Below are 15,159 nucleotides of genomic sequence, written 5' to 3' on the forward strand. Positions count from 1 at the left end.
CTCTTATTTTATAATGTACACCAGACTAATTCCAGCTTTCGTCGGGCCTATATAATCTTTTTCACCCTTTTTTATAAATTTACCCCCGGTCTGGTACTCGTGTTTGTCGTACTCGAATCTCGCGTACCCGATCCCGAGCGTGGCTTCCAAGTTCAGGCGTTTCCCGATTATCCATTGATAACCGTATGAAATTCCTCCACCGTGAAACGAGCCCTCGTAGCGGTATTTGTCCAATCCCAACATCTTGATTCCTCCCGCGTTGAACTTACCGTAGAGCCCGTGAATCCCGAAGAAGTGCCCGTTAAAACGTTCGCCTCCCCAGTACCGGAACTCCGGTTGTACCAGCCAGTGTTTAATCTTTTTGTTATCACCAAAACTCCACGGGTTATACGTACCGGACAGGTCCAAAGTTATCTTTTTCCCCAGCGCGACTTCCAATCCCATGTTGGGCGTGGTTGTCAACCAGTACAAGGCATTCGTTTTCACGCTGAAAAGCGGGGCGTTGTAGAAATCTCTCTCTTGTCCGCTAACCTTGCTTGTCGAAACAAGCGCGATCATACCCAGCACGAAAATCATTTTCCTCATCATAACCCTTTCACTTTGTTTTTGATATTACAAAAGTATCTCGCTCGCGTCAAGAATTAGTGACCTTTAAAGTGTATTTGTGATTTAACGCGTTTCTATTGAAGCACTCTTATCCATTTTTTGATTTGTATTCCGATATTTTTATTAAATTGCCGGGTAAATAATTTCACTTTTCGGAACTATTGAAACGACAGACTCGTATAACGAGTAATATAGTTGTATTAATAAATACTCAAATCATGACAACTTTTGATTACAATGAAGAATTAATTAAAGCCATGAAGGAAAAGCTCCCGCGTGGGGTTAATCTGGCAAATACATTAATAGATAAGTTATACCTCGGTAAAGAAGCCGTTTACCGCAGGTTGCGGGGTGAAGTTCCCTTCACCTTGGCTGAGGCTGCTATCATATCCCGCGAGATGGGCGTGTCGTTGGACAAGCTGGTCGGTTCCAAGAAAGGAATGAGTGCGATATTCGACTTGAACGTTATACATTATACCGACCCGTTGGAAACTTATTATTCCATCGTGGACAATTACGTGAAGGTTTTTCAAGAGATAAAGGATGACCCGACCTCGGAGCTTTGCACGGCGTCGAATATTATCCCGCAGACGTTCTACCTGAAATACGAGTTGCTGTCGAAATTCCGCATGTTCAAATGGTTGTACCAGTTCGAGAAGATCGATATCGAGCATCATTTCGAGGAGCTCAACATAGTGGATAAGCTGCTCGACCGCCAACGCGATTTCGTGAGAGAGTCGCAGGAGTTCAATCATACCGAGTATATATGGGATTGCAAAATCTTTTTCTATCTCGTGAACGATATCAGGTATTTTGCCCGGGCGAACCTGATTTCACAGGAGTACGTGCAGAAATTGAAAAAAGAGTTGTTCGGGTTACTCGACGAACTGGAAGAGATTGCCGTTCAAGGGGCGTTCAAGAGCGGGAAAGAGGTATCTATATATATAGCCAACATTAACTTCGAGGCGACATATAGTTATATAGCGACCTCTTCCTACAAGTTGAGCCTGATCCGGCTGTTCGCCATCAACTCGATCACTTCACATGACGAGAACGTGTTCCGTAACGTGAAAGAGTGGGTTGATTCCTTGCGGAAATATTCCGTGCTGATCTCTCAAAGCGGGGAAATCCAACGGAGTAAATTCTTTAAAGACCAGCGGGAAATCGTCAATGGTTTGTGCGAATAGAGTTTATAAAGTTCGTAAAGTTTGTAAGGTTTATAAAGTTATAGCTTCCAGTGGGGGGCTATATTAACGGCAGCGTAAGCTGCCGTTTTGATTTTGTCCGAGGGACGCTTTATATACCTTATGAACTTTATGAACCTTAAAAACTTTATAAACCCAACACGGGAATCTTCCCGTGTTGTAGTTACGAATAACGGAATGTTTAACAATAAATAGAGAAGCTGTTTCATTATTCAAGTCTGTTTTTGATAATCCATACAGAAATAGAAAAAACGCATTTGGCTGATACTCTGTAATGAGCACTGATTATTGAATAAAATCTTTCATCTTTGTACTGCTAAGTGGGCAGAACGTCAGCTTGGCAAAATTCATTTAAAAGCGTGTGTATCGATGAAACAGAATTATAGATAGTACCCGGAATCGCGCTTGACGCCCCGTGCGTCGGGTGCGGTTTCGTGTAATACACGCCGGTAAACTCTATTTATTAATATTAAAACTATTGACAATGAACAAACGTGAATTAATCGAGAAGGTCGCGGAGAAAAACGGGACAAGCAAAGTGGAAGCCGCTAAGGCTGTAAACGCGGTAATCGGGACAATGGCGGAATCTTTGAAGAACGGGGAGAAGATTTCCTTGTTGGAACTGGGTTCTTTCTCTATCAGGGAACGCAAAGCCCGTAACGGTTACAACCCGAACAGCAAGCAAAACATGACCATTCCCGCGAAAAAAGTGGTTAAATTCTCCATCGGTAAATACTTTTTTGACTAAGGAGCGGCACCCCGATGAAAAATGCCGTGGTAGATGAACTGATCAGCACGATGCGCGAGATTACCCCGAAAGAGAATAATCTCGCCAACATCCTCATGGAGGTATTGTGCATGAGTAAGGAGGCAATTTACCGGAGATTAAGGGGGGAGGTTGCTTTCACGTTCAGCGAAGTGGCGATCATCGCCAGCCAGATGGGCATATCGTTAGACAAGATTGTCGGTAACAGTATGTCCAGCGGGGCGATGTTCGACCTGAACGTGTTGCACTCCGTGGAGCCGATGGAAAATTATCACGAGATACTTGCCCGTTACCATAAATTATTCAGGTACGTCAAGGCGGATCCAACGACAGAGGTGATAACCGCGTCGAATACCATTCCTTATACATTTTACGCCCCTTACGAGAATTTGTCCAAATTCCGGATTAGCAGGTGGCTGTACCAGAACGAGAAACTGAGAACGCCTGCTTCACTATCCGACGTGGTTATTTCGGAGAAATTGGCAAAAACGCAGAAAGAACTCTTGGAAAGTTTAAGACAGGTGCACAGGACTTGTTTTATCCTCGACGAGGGAATATTCGGTTCTTTCGTGAAGGAAATAAAGTATTTCGCCGAGCTGGGGCTCGTGTCCGCGACCGATGTCGCGAACATGAAGAAAGAGTTGCATCAACTTCTGCGCGAGCTGGAATTATTGTCGGAAAAAGGAGCCTTCCATAACGGTAACCTTCTGTCAATTTACCTCTCGAACGTTGATTTTGAAGCCACGTACAGTTACGTCGAGAAAACCGGTTTCCAGATTTGTTTCCTGCGAGTGTATTCTATAAACTCGATGGACTCGCGCGACGGGAAGGTATGTAATTACCAGAAAAAATGGATTCATTCGTTGAAAAGACATTCAACTCTCGTTTCACAAAGCGGTGAGATACAGCGAATGAATTTCTTTAACGAACAAAAGAAAATTATAGATACATTATAAGTGCGCGTGTGATTTCTTAAAGGTTGAGGCCGTTCCGGGAAGACGCGGGGCGGCCTCTTTTATTCACGATACCCCGGCACTAGCATCTCATGTAATAACTGCCCGCGTACGCGCTCTTGTCCGCCCGCCCGAAGAAGGGGTAGAGGTGGAGCACGCCGCCGTCGGGCTGGTCGAGGGGCGGGATGTCGAACTCCGCGCGTTGCTCGCCGCGGGTGGCGCCCGTCACCGGGACGAGAAGCGGGGAGCGGGGATATCCCTCGTGGAAATAGCCCACGAACAGTAGGTCCCCGGCGGCAGCGGCGGGTTGGTCGCGGTCGTCCTCCCACTCGAGGGTAATGTGCCAGCTTTCACGCCGAACGGTGAAATTATCCGGAAGCTCGAGAATCCCGTGGCTGAAACGGTAAGAGTTGAAATAGCGCACGCCCTCGTCGGGGACGTACGCCGCCTTGTTCAGGTGGCGGTGCAGCCCCCATGACGATTGCCCGGGTTTCGTCTTCGGTGCCACCACCCAGATTTGCAAGTGCCCGTGCGCGAGGAAATAAGCCTTCGTCATCGAGAAAGATTCCGAGAATACCTCACTTGACTTTTCTTGGGCGGGACTGCGGAGGGGGAGTTCTTCGCCGTTCTCGTCCTTCCGGGGAGTTCGTTTCTCGTTCTTCGACGTGCGGCAGATAAGTTGCCCGTTGCGCCAGTAATAAGTTATCCCGTTCACGCGCCAGCATTTACGGGAACCGTCCATCGGTGGAAAACTCAAGTCCATAACCTTCGATTTTAATTCAACTACATTCTGAGTCGGTTGTAAGCGACTGCCAATCTTCGTGTAAAACTACTAATTTTTTTTTAATTAAACAATAGTTCTCCTGCAGTTATTCTAACCTCGTTAGAATAACTGCAGGAGAACTTCAGGAGAAGTTCAGAATAACTCCGCCGTTTCCTCGCCGACTGCTCCCCGTTTCCCGTGGGCTTGTTGCCCTGTTCGCGTATCCCTCGTGTTGTATTGTTAAAATAAATTAAAATAAACTTCATTTTTTCTTGATTTTCTTTTTTTTATATCGTAAATTTGTTGATGATAATGATGCTGGATAGAGGTGTTTCGGAATATTAACCATTTAAAAGAATCAAATTATGGCAGACGCTAAAATGAATCTATGCAAGAGTATTTCCGGGCAAGTGGGACCCAACCTGTTCTCGAAGAAACCTAACGGCGGCGTGACCGTCAAATCGATGCCCGCGTGGAACGGGTCGTTAAAAGAAGACGTGATGCGTCAGGACGCGTGTTTCGGTGCGCTGGGGCGCTTGGCGTCACCGCTGAAACGGGTGTTGCGCGTGAGTTGTCCGCCGGACAACAAGGGCGTGAAGTGCAACGCGAAATTCTTGAAAATCAACAAGTCGGATATCGTAACGGCGACGCGGAGGTATCCCGAACGGGATTTCAACCCGAAGGCGAAACCCGAGGAGGTGTTCGAAACGGTGGTCGACTTCTCCCGCCTGCTCGTGTCCTATGGTAGGCTGTTGAAGGGAAAGGTGACGGTAACGCTCGTCAGGGAGTCGCGGAAATTGCAATTCTTCCAAACGGCAAACGTGGTTGACGGGGCGGATTGTTACGCGGACGACAAGGGGTACGCGGTCGTCTTCGACAAGACGAACGAGCATTGCCTGCTCGTGACGCTACGCTCGCGTAACGAGACCAGTAGCACCTCGGCGGGACTGGACGAGGAGTACGACCTCGACAATCTCGCCATTTACACCTTCATGACCACCCGTTCCGGGAAACAAACCTCAACGTCACAGTACCTGACCCCGAGTGAGGAGTGAGAGAGGAGGGGCGCGTGCGCGCCCCCCTAGTTCATAAAGTTTGTAAAGTTCATAAAGTTTATAAGGTTTACAAGGCGTCCTTCGGACAGAGTCTAACGGCAGCCCGGGCTGCCGTGGATAAAGTTCCTCGCGTCCGTGCAACTTTATAAACTTTATGAACCTTATGAACTTTATAAACTAAATCGTATCTTCGCGTATCAATCGATCGAAACCATGAAAAGTTATACACGGAATATTGTCATCGGGTTATGCGTCGCCTTGGCGGCGTGTTCTTTTTCACGCGGGAAAAAAGCGGAACAAGGTGCGGCGCGGATGCAGGCATTCCGGCTGCCGGAAATACCTTCTATATACACGGACGAGAGGGAACAGGTGAAATACCTCGTTGCACGTTACTGGGAGCATTTCGATTTCGCCGACACCTCGTTGATCCGTCGTCCGGAAATAACGGAACAGGCGTTCGCCAACTACCTGCAATTGTTTCCCCGGGTGCCTTACGCGGACGTGGAACGGGCGATAGCGTCGATGCTCGACCGGGCGATGGATGCCGATTCGGTGATGTTCGCCCATTTCACTTCCCTGTACGAGAAATACTTGTATGACCCCAATTCGCCCATGTTGAGCGAGGAATTTTACATTCCCGTGTTGCGGTATATCGTCGCGTCGCCGCGGGTGGGGGAGGTCGACAAGCTGCGACCGGCGTTCCGGCTTGAAATGGCGTTGAAGAACCGACCGGGAACCGCGGCTACCGATTTCGTTTACACCTTGCCGTCGGGCAAGAGAGAAAAGTTGTCGGGCATCCGGGCCGATTACACGATTCTATTCTTCAACAATCCCGATTGCGACGCTTGCCGGGCAATCAAAGCGGAGTTTGAGGCCGCCGATTTCGTGAATTTCCTGTTGAGAGAGAAACGGGGGGAATTGCGGCGGCTGGTATTTCTTTCCGTGTATCCCGACCCCGACGTTGAAGCGTGGCGTCGGCACCTGAAAGAGCAACCGGAGTCATGGGTGTGCGCTTACGACGACGGGCAGGTGATCAAGGAACAACGCTTGTACGACCTGCGGGCGATCCCGACATTCTACCTGCTGGACAGGGATAAAAAGATTATCTTTAAAGATGTCCCGTTCCGGGTAATCGCGTCCTTTCTGGAACAGTGATTCGCCTTCGGCGAGTTGCAGGTTATTTTTACCGTGTATTATTTATGGTTTTTTGTAGAAAAACTTGTAACTTGCCGAAGGCAAATGCAACCTGTAACTTGTAACTGTAACTTATGGCGATAGTATCACATAAAGAGTTTAAAGCATTTTTCGAGACATTCTTTCTACCGGTATATACCTTGATGCAGCGATACACGGGGGAAACGGAATTATCCCGCGATTTCACGCAGGAGGCGTTCACGCGGGTGTTCGAGCACCGGGAGGAATTCGCGACGGATGAAAACGCCAAGGCTTTCGTGTACACGGTTGCCCGCCGTATCTACCTCGATCATTGCAAGCACCGGAAGATCGAGGAACAATACTCTGCCCGTCTGAACGAGAACGAGGCGGAGGATTATGATTTCCTGAAAGAGGTTACCCGGCAGGAAACGTACCGGGTATTGTACGAGGCGATAGACAAGTTGCCGGCACAATCCCGCGCGGTAATCTTGTTGAACTTGAAAGGGAATAATAACACGGAAGTCGCGGCGGAGTTGCGTGTATCCGTGAACACGGTGAAGTCATTGAAAAAGAGCGCTTACGTGAAGTTGCGTGAATTACTTTCCAAGGATATTTTAATGATTCTTTTCATCCTGCTCGAAAAATAGTCATCTCCACTCACCCACTTTTTTCTCTCGATCGTCTTCTATATAAACCGTAAACTTGAATAGATGACAGATTTATTGAAAAAACGTTTTGATGTAGCCCGTTGGATAGCCAAGGAGATCGCCGGGACGCTGGAAGGGGAGGAACGTGCTTCGCTGGAACGGTGGCGGGGAGAATCACCCTTGCACGAGAGCGAGTACGGGGAAACGAGGGCGTATCTCTTGTCACGGGAAGCGCCGACGCGGGCGGAACGACAAATGGTGAAAGACGAGTGGCGGAAGTTTGAACGGGCACGTCACGGGAAGCGTTTTACCCGGCGCGCGGTGGCAAGATACGCGGCGTTGTTCATGTTGCCCTTGTGCGTGGCGGGGTACTTGTGGTACGCCGCTCCCGGGAGAAGCGGGCTTCCGGCGGCGGACGGCACGGGGATCGTTCCGGGTGGGGGAAAAGCCGTGCTGATACTTGCCAACGGGCAATCCGTGGAGTTGAAAGATGAAAAAGGGCTTCTGGTAGACACAACGGGGCGCGTGGTGGTACCCGCCGGGGAGCGGGGCGTGTACCGGCAAATCGCCGCACGCGCAGATTCCTTGGCGGAAGAGAAGTACAACACGCTGGTCGTTCCCCGCGGCGGGGAGTTTTTCATGGAATTGCCGGACGGTACGCGGGTTTGGCTGAACTCGGAATCCAAATTATATTTCCCTTTACGTTTCAAGGGCACGCGGCGGGACGTGAGGCTCGAGGGGGAGGGCTATTTCGAGGTCATGCCCGACTCGACAGCCCCGTTCCACGTGTTCGCCAACGGCGCGGACTTGCGCGTGCTGGGAACGAGTTTCAACGTGACCGCTTACCGGGGACGGACGATAGCCACGCTGGTGGAAGGACGGGTGTGCCTGACCCACGGCGGGGAATCCGTGTTGATGCTGCCCGGCGTGCAGGCGGAAGTGCTCCCGGGAAGCGGCGGGATACGGACACGAGAAGTGAACGTGAAGGAGTTCGTCCTGTGGAAAGACGGTATATTCTATTTCGAGGGGGCGGATCTGGCGACAATCATGGAACGTTTGGCGCGGTGGTATGACGTGAACGTGAACTTTGACGACGAAGAACTCGGGAAATTACGGTTCTCGGTCGAGATGAAACGGTATGAACATATTCAGGATTTATTGACGAAAATTGAAAAGACACGGAAAGTAAGGTTCCGGATCGAGGGAAGAGAAATTCGCGTGGGGGAGTACCGGGAACCGGGTAGCTGAAACACGTGATTCCGGCAAGGTAATTTCACTATAAATGGTGATTTGCGCGTATCGGGAGAGAGAGTACTTTTGCCGGAAACATGAAAGTGAAAAAATAGTAAATCAAGTTAGCTTATTGAAAAAGTAAGCAGGCAATGTTTGCCCCATTGCCCGCTCGCTAAGCTCATCATTGAATTTAATGTGAAACCTAAAAACAAAAGTATGAAAAAAAATGACACGCGAAGCAGTTCCAGTAGGGAAAAGCTGTGGAGGAAGTTATTACTTGTTAAGTTTTTATGCCTGTGTATGCTGGTGCAGAACCTCGCGTTCTCGGCGGTGTACTCGCAGGAGGTGAAACTGACATTGAAGGCCGAGAACAAGAATCTCACGGATATCTTGACGGAGATTCGGGAGAATAGCCGCTACACGTTCGTGTACAACTTGGATGATTTGCAGGGTATCCGCGTGAAATCGCTGGACGTGAAAGACGCCACGCTCGAGGAGGTACTGGACAAATGCTTGGAAGGCACCGGGTTCTCCTACGAGATAGAAGACGACGTCGTGATCATACGTCCCGAACGTCCCGCGCGGGACGAGGTGAAAAAAGTGGTGGTGAAAGGGGTGGTGATGACGACGGATTCCGTGCCTATCCCCGGTGCTACCGTGATTTTGCGGGGGACTTACGCGGGTGTGATATCGGATATCAACGGGAAGTTCGAGATGGCGATCCCGGCGCGGAAAGATATCGTGCTGCTCGTTTCTTTCGTGGGTATGGAAACGCGGGAGGTGAAAGTGTCCGACGTGACGAAGACGCTCACGGTCGTGATGAAAGAAAAGGTCGACCAGCTGGACGAAGTCGTGGTCACGGGCTACGGGCAGACGACGAAACGCAATTCCCCGGGTTCTTTCGGTACGGTGGCCGCCGAGGTTTTCGAGAATAAAGCCATTCCCACGGTGGATATGCTTTTGCAGGGGCAGATAGCCGGGGTGAGTGTTGTCGCTGTTTCCGGAAGACCGGGTGAAGCGGCGAAAATACGGATCCGGGGAACGAACACGATTAGCGGGGACGCCGAGCCCTTGTGGGTAGTGGACGGTGTGCCTCTTCAGCAGGATATCCCGGAAATATCGACGGGGCAGATCAAGTCGGGGAATCTGAACGAGATTTTCGTGACGGGGGTAGCGGGGATTAACCCGAACGATATAGAGAGCGTGACGATATTGAAAGATGCTTCCGCCGCCGCCATTTACGGGTCGAGAGCTGCGGGCGGTGTTATAGTGGTCACGACTAAAAAAGGAAAGGCGGGAAAAATGAAAGTGAATTATAGTGCCACGTTTTCCGTGGGGTTGAAACCGCAACGTGATCCGAAGTTGATGAATTCACGGGAGAAACTGGCGTGGGAGCGGGAGTTGTGGGACGAGTTTTCGGCCGCTCCTTTCGAGCATAATAAGACGGAAAAGCCGTTGAAGCATTACCCGGTAGTGGGAATTGTCGGTATGCTCCGGGCGGAAAAACTCGGGCGGGATGATAAGTTGTGGCTGGAAGACGGGTTCGAACCCATGAGTACCGCGGAACAGGATGCCTATATCGAGGAATTGGGCAAACGCACCACGAATTGGTTTGACGTGATATTCCGAAATTCCTTCTCGATGAATCATAATCTCTCTTTTTCAGGGGGATCGGACCGGAACACGTATTACGTGTCACTGGGTGTTGCTGACCAGAACGGGTTGGTGAAGGAAACGGATTACGAGAGGTATAACGTTAATGCCAAGATTAACACGAACGCGACGGAACGCTTGAACATGATGTTCGGGATTGATCTCTCGAAACAGAAGTCAAAGAGTTACTCGACCGTTATAAACCCGTTCGAGTACGCTTATTTCGCGAATCCTTACGAGAAGGTGTATAACGAGGACGGGAGTTATCGTCCCGACCGCACGTATTTCAACTTGCAATCGATTAACGAGGGAAATGCCAATATCGTGATATTGCCTACCAACGGTTTCAATATCATGCGGGAGCTGAAAGAAACATCAAGTACGGCGGATAACGCGAACGCGCGGGTGCAGATGAATCTGACTTACGATTTGTTGAGTTATTTGAGGTTTTCCGGGTTGGCTTCCTATACCTATTTTCACAATAAAGTGGAGGACACGAGGGGGCGGGACACGTATGCGGCATTTTTAGACCGCTTGTATTTTGATGAATATAATGACGAGTGGACGCCTTACGGGACAATCACGCAGACATCCACGAACGGTTCCAGCTACAACGTGCGGGGACAGTTGGAATACAAGAATACGTTTGCCTTGGAGCATTATTTGAGTCTGGTAGGGGGAGCGGAATTGCGGGGGGATAAAAATCAACGGACTTACTTCAAGCGTTTCGGGTATGACGAGGTGACAGGTTACTCGGCGATGCCGCTTCCGCCCGAGCCATCCGTCACGGACGTGGGGAAGTACGCCGACTTGTTTGACCAGTTGGCGGGGGAAACCACGACTGAAAACAGGTTCGCTTCATTTTACGCTTCGCTGGATTATAATTATTTACAACGTTATTTGTTCAGTTTTACATTCCGGACGGACGGTTCCAACAATTTTGGTAGCGACGAGCAGTTCAACCCCACGTGGTCGTTAGGTTTGGGGTGGCATCTGGATCAGGAACGCTTCATGAGTTCGTTGTTGCCGATCGTGAATCGGTTGAGCCTGCGGGCTTCCATGGGGTACACCGGGAATATCGTGAAATCGGTGAACAAGGAGCTGGTGTTGAGATATACCACGACTTACTGGAACGGGGCGCGGACGGGGTCGGTGAGTTCGGCTCCTAACCCGAACGTGCGTTGGGAGAAAACGAAAGACATGAAAGTCGCGTTGGATTTCGGTTTGTTCGACGAGCGGGTAAGCGGGTTGGTCGAAGCGTATTACCGCGTGAGTTCGGATGTGGTGTCGACGGTGGACGTGTTGTCGAGCACGGGTTTTTCCGGGCAGCCCTATAATACTTCCGAGATAAAGAATAAAGGCGTGGAGGGAACCTTGAACGTGAAGGTTTTGAACGGTAAGGATTTTAAACTTGACGTGGGGGGAAATATCGCTTGGAACCGGAACATATTGTCGAAATACAGCCGGAAACGGGTGATTGGTAACGGTAGGTACGAGGGATTCCCGCTGGAATCCGTTTTCGCGGGACGTTATATAAAGATAGACGAGAGGGACGGGGTTTATACCTTCGAGTTAAGACCTGACGCGCAAATTTACACGGGTACCGATTTGCAGTCGAAGGATAATTATCGTTTCTATCTCGGGACCTCGGTGGCGCCTGTCACCGGTGGATTCAACGTGAATTTCTCGTATCGCGGTTTGAGATTGAACGTGGGAGGGGTGGTTTCTTCCGGCGCGAAGATATTGAACACGGTTACTTCGCCCGCCGGTTACAGGAGCGTGACTTCTTTAGCCACGGGCGAGAAACCGCAGACCGCGTACAGCGATTTGTATCGCAATCACTTGAACGTGGAGAAGTCCGTGACCAACCGCTGGACGGAAGAGAGGCGCACCGGCGTGAAGTATCCCAGAATTATTGATTATCTGGCGGAGGAGCGGTTGTTGTTGGACCAGTATAATGTGCACGACACGGAAATCACGCAAGGGGCGTACCTTGAAAACGTGTCTTTCCTGCGGGTAAAGAATATATCGTTGTATTATAATTTGCCGGAGCGGTTGTTGCATCCGCTTGGGTTGAAATCGGTAGTCTTTTCCTTCACGATGAATAATTTTATCACGTTCACGAATTATTCGGGTATTGACCCGGAAACGCCGGGAACAACTTACCCCTTGACGCGTTCGGTTACCTTCGGGCTGAATGTAGGATTCTAGTAATGTATTAAATTGAATGAATATGAGAAGATTTGGTTTATATATCATGGTTTTGCTCTTGATTGGACAAACGTCCTGCTCGCGTTATCTGGACGTGAAAGACAAGAGTGAAGTAGTACCGAAAACTGCCGAGGAGTTTTCCGCTATATTGCACACGCGTTTGAATAATATCGAGCAGGCGAGCGAGTATGCTTTCTTCGGGGCGTACCTGAACACGTTGCCTTTCGAGTTCTACACGGATAACATGGACGCGAACCTGACGATTTCGGAGAGGGATATTCCCGAGTACGTGGGAAGTGACATCAATAGTCTTTCCGGTAAGTTCGGCTCGTTGTACGAGGTGATAAAGGATTGTAATATCGTGCTGCACGAGTTGAAAGAACGGGACACGGAGTTCGGGAAAAAGCTTTTGGCCACGGCTTACACGATGCGTGCCGTTTGTTATTATAACCTGATGCGTAATTTCTGTGAACCGTATGATAAAACAAGGGCAGGGGAGCAATTGGGGGTGCCTCTGGTGGATAAGTTCGACATGGAGGGGAAGCCTGACCGTGCAAGTTTGAAAGCGACAGCGGATTTTATTATTCATGATTTGAAAGAAGCCTTGAAACTCAACCAGACGGACAAACAGTATCTTTTCTACGCCGATGTCACTAACGCGTATCTGGCGAGGACGTATTTTTGGACGCAGGAGTGGGACTTGGCGGCAAGCACGGCAAAAGAGGTGTTGGATGCCTACCCGCTGATTCGCGGGGATGCTTATAGAGAGATGCTCCAGAGTGAAGTGGAACGGAAAGGGAATGAATTGATTCGTAGCGGAACAAAACAGAGTGAAGCGTACACTCGTTTGTACATGCAACGGTCGAAACAACGTCCGGTTTCGTTGGACTTGGTGAAGTTGTTCACGGAGAAAGAGCGGGATATTCGTTATACTTTCTTTTTTGACGAGCAATTTTTGAATACCAAGATGTTGAAGACTTCCGTGCGGGCTGCCGAGATGTGTCTGATTATGGCAGAGAGTTACGCGCACGCCGGGGACGAAACGAACGCCTTGCGGTACCTGAATCATTTGCGGGAGAATCGGATCAGTGAGTATGTTCCGTACACGGCACAGAATCTTCCTGAAGTGAATACTGACGCTTTAGTCAAGGTCGATGCCACGGGCAAAGCGTTGACTCCCTTGATGTCCGCGATATTGAACGAACGGCGCAAGGAATTGTACTTGGAATTTGATCGCTGGTACGAGTTGAAGCGTAACGGAAGTCCTGTCATGTGGTGGGGACTTAGTGGGGTGAAGTACGAAACGGCAAAGTTTATGTATTTGTTCCCGATCCCGAAAACCGATATCGCTTTGAACTCGGGATTAATCCAGAATCCCGGGTACGAGGGACTGTAATAATAACATTTAATATAGAATGACATGAAAGCGTTAAAATATATCATAGGAATAATGGTTCTAGTATTATCGGGATGTGACGATGTGGATGATATGCCGCCCCGTCTGGCGGACATTTCCACCACGTTTATTATGCCTGCCTTGCCTCGTTTGACAAACGCGGAAAGGGCTGTTATTCAAGAGAGAAGAGATGCTTATAATGAAGCGTTGGAAGAAAATTGAAGTTCCACGAATAAAGAATAGAGTTATGCGAAAGATTTTATTTGTTTTTTCGTTACTGGTGAGTTTGAGCCTCCTGTGGGCTTGCTCGGATGATGATGATAAGGGACCCACGTTGAGTTTCGGGCGTCCTATATATATACTGAAAGCTGTTGATTCTTTGGCAGTGGAGGTAATGGTATCGGAACCGGTAACGGAAGTGGTGAGAGTTCCTTTCACGGTAGAAGGATCGGCCGTGGAAGGTGAAGATTACACGTTGTCGGCAAGGGAATTTACAATCCAACCGGGTCAGATGATTGATACGATTCACGTGAAGCCGAAAGATAACGTGATAGGACGACGTGAAATTCGCTTGAGTTTACAGGAAGTGCCGGGATATCGCTTGTGGAACAATCGTTGGGCGATGATTCCCGTGGAAACGAAGGATTTGTTTACCGGCTCATTTACCCAGACTTCCATGGATTTGAAGAATGAGATCGTCGTGTCTGCCGGAATGAAAGTGGCAGGGGAAGATTACATGTACAAGCGGGAAGAGTTGCGCGTACCTTTCGAGATAGATCCTGAATCCACGGCAGTGGAAGGAGAGCATTACGAGATCGTGGGCGGCGGACGTGAGTTGTACATGGGAGTAATGAAGGCCACGGCTGACGTGACCGTGCGTTTCCTCAAGAAAGAGGAGGGGAAAGATAAAGTGATCCTTCGGTTAGTGGAAGAAGGTCGTTTCGAGGCGGGTACGAACGGTTTCGTGGTCATAAACGTGAACGGACCGACGCGTTACGAGGAATTTGTAGGGACATGGATTTCTCCTAATTTGATAAGTGTTGACTTTATCAAGAGTATGGTTTGGGGACACCCGAACGATTGCGATAATCTGCCATTGAATAATCCCGCCACGGACAAGATCGTGTTTGGTGCGGCGAATACCTTAAACGTGGATGGCGTGTATGGTGATTTGGCAAAATACTTGCGGAATTGTGACGTAATCTATAAGGGGGAAGAGCCCGAGCAGTTATGGGATCAGGATGCTTACGGGATAAAACGGGATGTCGTGACGCTGGAGTTAAGTAAAGCGAACGTGAACTATTCCGCCGCTAACGTGACGGAACGCCCGGCGATTATTTTGGTGCGTTTGTTGAGCAAAGGGAAAGTCTTGGAATTTCGGGTTGTGGATTACGAACCGACTGATTTCTTGACGGGAACTTACAAAGACCAGATGAACCCGGGATGGGGCGATCCGCCACAGTACCCGATGAGGGAATTGTACCCGCTGGTATTCCGTTTCACGAAGGTGGAATAA

At 49.4% G+C, this 15,159-nt stretch carries 14 protein-coding genes; 11 read left to right on the forward strand and 3 right to left on the reverse strand.

Annotated features, from left to right (window positions below; all coding sequences use genetic code 11):
• Nucleotides 1–3 precede the first annotated feature (3 nt).
• On the reverse strand, nt 4–588 hold the full coding sequence (locus ACK8P8_RS00920; protein ID WP_410025412.1) for a DUF3575 domain-containing protein: 585 nt from the start codon (nt 586–588) through the stop codon (nt 4–6).
• A gap of 236 nt (nt 589–824) precedes the next feature.
• On the opposite strand from ACK8P8_RS00920, the gene ACK8P8_RS00925 reads away from it, so the two are divergent.
• From ACK8P8_RS00925 to ACK8P8_RS00935, 3 genes are all read left to right on the forward strand, one after another.
• The gene (locus ACK8P8_RS00925; protein ID WP_410025413.1) at nt 825–1,793 is read left to right on the forward strand and encodes a hypothetical protein; all 969 of its coding nucleotides are present in this window, start codon (nt 825–827) and stop codon (nt 1,791–1,793) included.
• 442 nt (nt 1,794–2,235) lie between these two features.
• Nucleotides 2,236–2,559 carry an HU family DNA-binding protein gene (locus ACK8P8_RS00930; RefSeq protein WP_227215632.1) on the forward strand — a complete coding sequence of 108 codons (324 nt, stop codon included), beginning with the start codon at nt 2,236–2,238 and terminating at the stop codon, nt 2,557–2,559.
• Nucleotides 2,560–2,573: 14 nt separating this feature from the next.
• Nucleotides 2,574–3,533: a helix-turn-helix domain-containing protein gene (locus ACK8P8_RS00935; RefSeq protein ID WP_410025415.1), complete on the forward strand. Its 960-nt coding sequence runs from the start codon at nt 2,574–2,576 to the stop codon at nt 3,531–3,533.
• Between the two features lie 79 nt (nt 3,534–3,612).
• On the opposite strand, the gene ACK8P8_RS00940 is transcribed toward ACK8P8_RS00935, so the two are convergent.
• Both ACK8P8_RS00940 and ACK8P8_RS00945 read right to left on the reverse strand, forming a co-directional pair.
• A complete protein-coding gene (locus tag ACK8P8_RS00940; RefSeq protein WP_410025416.1) occupies nt 3,613–4,293 on the reverse strand; it encodes a hypothetical protein in 681 nt (226 codons plus the stop codon).
• Nucleotides 4,294–4,373: 80 nt separating this feature from the next.
• Nucleotides 4,374–4,559, reverse strand: coding sequence for a hypothetical protein (locus ACK8P8_RS00945; protein WP_410025417.1), 186 nt, complete (start codon nt 4,557–4,559; stop codon nt 4,374–4,376).
• 99 nt (nt 4,560–4,658) lie between these two features.
• Here ACK8P8_RS00945 and ACK8P8_RS00950 point away from each other — a divergent pair, with 99 nt between their 5' ends.
• The 8 genes from ACK8P8_RS00950 (at nt 4,659) to ACK8P8_RS00985 (ending at nt 15,159) form a co-directional block, all read left to right on the forward strand.
• Nucleotides 4,659–5,348, forward strand: a complete 690-nt coding sequence (locus ACK8P8_RS00950) for a DUF6266 family protein (RefSeq protein ID WP_410025418.1) — start codon at nt 4,659–4,661, stop codon at nt 5,346–5,348.
• Nucleotides 5,349–5,561: 213 nt separating this feature from the next.
• Nucleotides 5,562–6,503 (forward strand): DUF5106 domain-containing protein, encoded by a 942-nt coding sequence (locus ACK8P8_RS00955; RefSeq protein WP_410025419.1) that lies wholly within the window; start codon nt 5,562–5,564, stop codon nt 6,501–6,503.
• Nucleotides 6,504–6,616: 113 nt separating this feature from the next.
• Complete coding sequence (locus ACK8P8_RS00960) at nt 6,617–7,150, forward strand: RNA polymerase sigma factor (protein WP_099292878.1); 534 nt, start codon at nt 6,617–6,619, stop codon at nt 7,148–7,150.
• A 63-nt stretch (nt 7,151–7,213) separates the two neighbouring features.
• Entirely contained in the window at nt 7,214–8,398 is a 1,185-nt protein-coding gene (locus ACK8P8_RS00965) for a FecR family protein (protein WP_410025421.1), read from the forward strand.
• A 201-nt stretch (nt 8,399–8,599) separates the two neighbouring features.
• Entirely contained in the window at nt 8,600–12,247 is a 3,648-nt protein-coding gene (locus ACK8P8_RS00970; RefSeq protein WP_410025422.1) for a SusC/RagA family TonB-linked outer membrane protein, read from the forward strand.
• Between the two features lie 22 nt (nt 12,248–12,269).
• On the forward strand, nt 12,270–13,643 hold the full coding sequence (locus ACK8P8_RS00975; protein WP_292270971.1) for a RagB/SusD family nutrient uptake outer membrane protein: 1,374 nt from the start codon (nt 12,270–12,272) through the stop codon (nt 13,641–13,643).
• 54 nt (nt 13,644–13,697) lie between these two features.
• Complete coding sequence (locus tag ACK8P8_RS00980; protein ID WP_176555093.1) at nt 13,698–13,865, forward strand: hypothetical protein; 168 nt, start codon at nt 13,698–13,700, stop codon at nt 13,863–13,865.
• Nucleotides 13,866–13,890: 25 nt separating this feature from the next.
• Nucleotides 13,891–15,159 (forward strand): hypothetical protein, encoded by a 1,269-nt coding sequence (locus ACK8P8_RS00985; protein WP_410025423.1) that lies wholly within the window; start codon nt 13,891–13,893, stop codon nt 15,157–15,159.

It is taken from the genome of Butyricimonas muris (assembly GCF_046365375.1).
Lineage (GTDB): Bacteria > Bacteroidota > Bacteroidia > Bacteroidales > Marinifilaceae > Butyricimonas > Butyricimonas muris.

Coding starts and splice junctions, on each gene's coding strand:
- ACK8P8_RS00920 (WP_410025412.1), bottom strand. CDS start 588: ATGATGAGGAAAATGATTTTCGTGCTGGGTATGATCGCGCTTGTTTCG.
- ACK8P8_RS00925 (WP_410025413.1), top strand. CDS start 825: ATGACAACTTTTGATTACAATGAAGAATTAATTAAAGCCATGAAGGAA.
- ACK8P8_RS00935 (WP_410025415.1), top strand. CDS start 2,574: ATGAAAAATGCCGTGGTAGATGAACTGATCAGCACGATGCGCGAGATT.
- ACK8P8_RS00940 (WP_410025416.1), bottom strand. CDS start 4,293: ATGGACTTGAGTTTTCCACCGATGGACGGTTCCCGTAAATGCTGGCGC.
- ACK8P8_RS00945 (WP_410025417.1), bottom strand. CDS start 4,559: ATGAAGTTTATTTTAATTTATTTTAACAATACAACACGAGGGATACGC.
- ACK8P8_RS00950 (WP_410025418.1), top strand. CDS start 4,659: ATGGCAGACGCTAAAATGAATCTATGCAAGAGTATTTCCGGGCAAGTG.
- ACK8P8_RS00955 (WP_410025419.1), top strand. CDS start 5,562: ATGAAAAGTTATACACGGAATATTGTCATCGGGTTATGCGTCGCCTTG.
- ACK8P8_RS00960 (WP_099292878.1), top strand. CDS start 6,617: ATGGCGATAGTATCACATAAAGAGTTTAAAGCATTTTTCGAGACATTC.
- ACK8P8_RS00965 (WP_410025421.1), top strand. CDS start 7,214: ATGACAGATTTATTGAAAAAACGTTTTGATGTAGCCCGTTGGATAGCC.
- ACK8P8_RS00970 (WP_410025422.1), top strand. CDS start 8,600: ATGAAAAAAAATGACACGCGAAGCAGTTCCAGTAGGGAAAAGCTGTGG.
- ACK8P8_RS00975 (WP_292270971.1), top strand. CDS start 12,270: ATGAGAAGATTTGGTTTATATATCATGGTTTTGCTCTTGATTGGACAA.
- ACK8P8_RS00980 (WP_176555093.1), top strand. CDS start 13,698: ATGGTTCTAGTATTATCGGGATGTGACGATGTGGATGATATGCCGCCC.
- ACK8P8_RS00985 (WP_410025423.1), top strand. CDS start 13,891: ATGCGAAAGATTTTATTTGTTTTTTCGTTACTGGTGAGTTTGAGCCTC.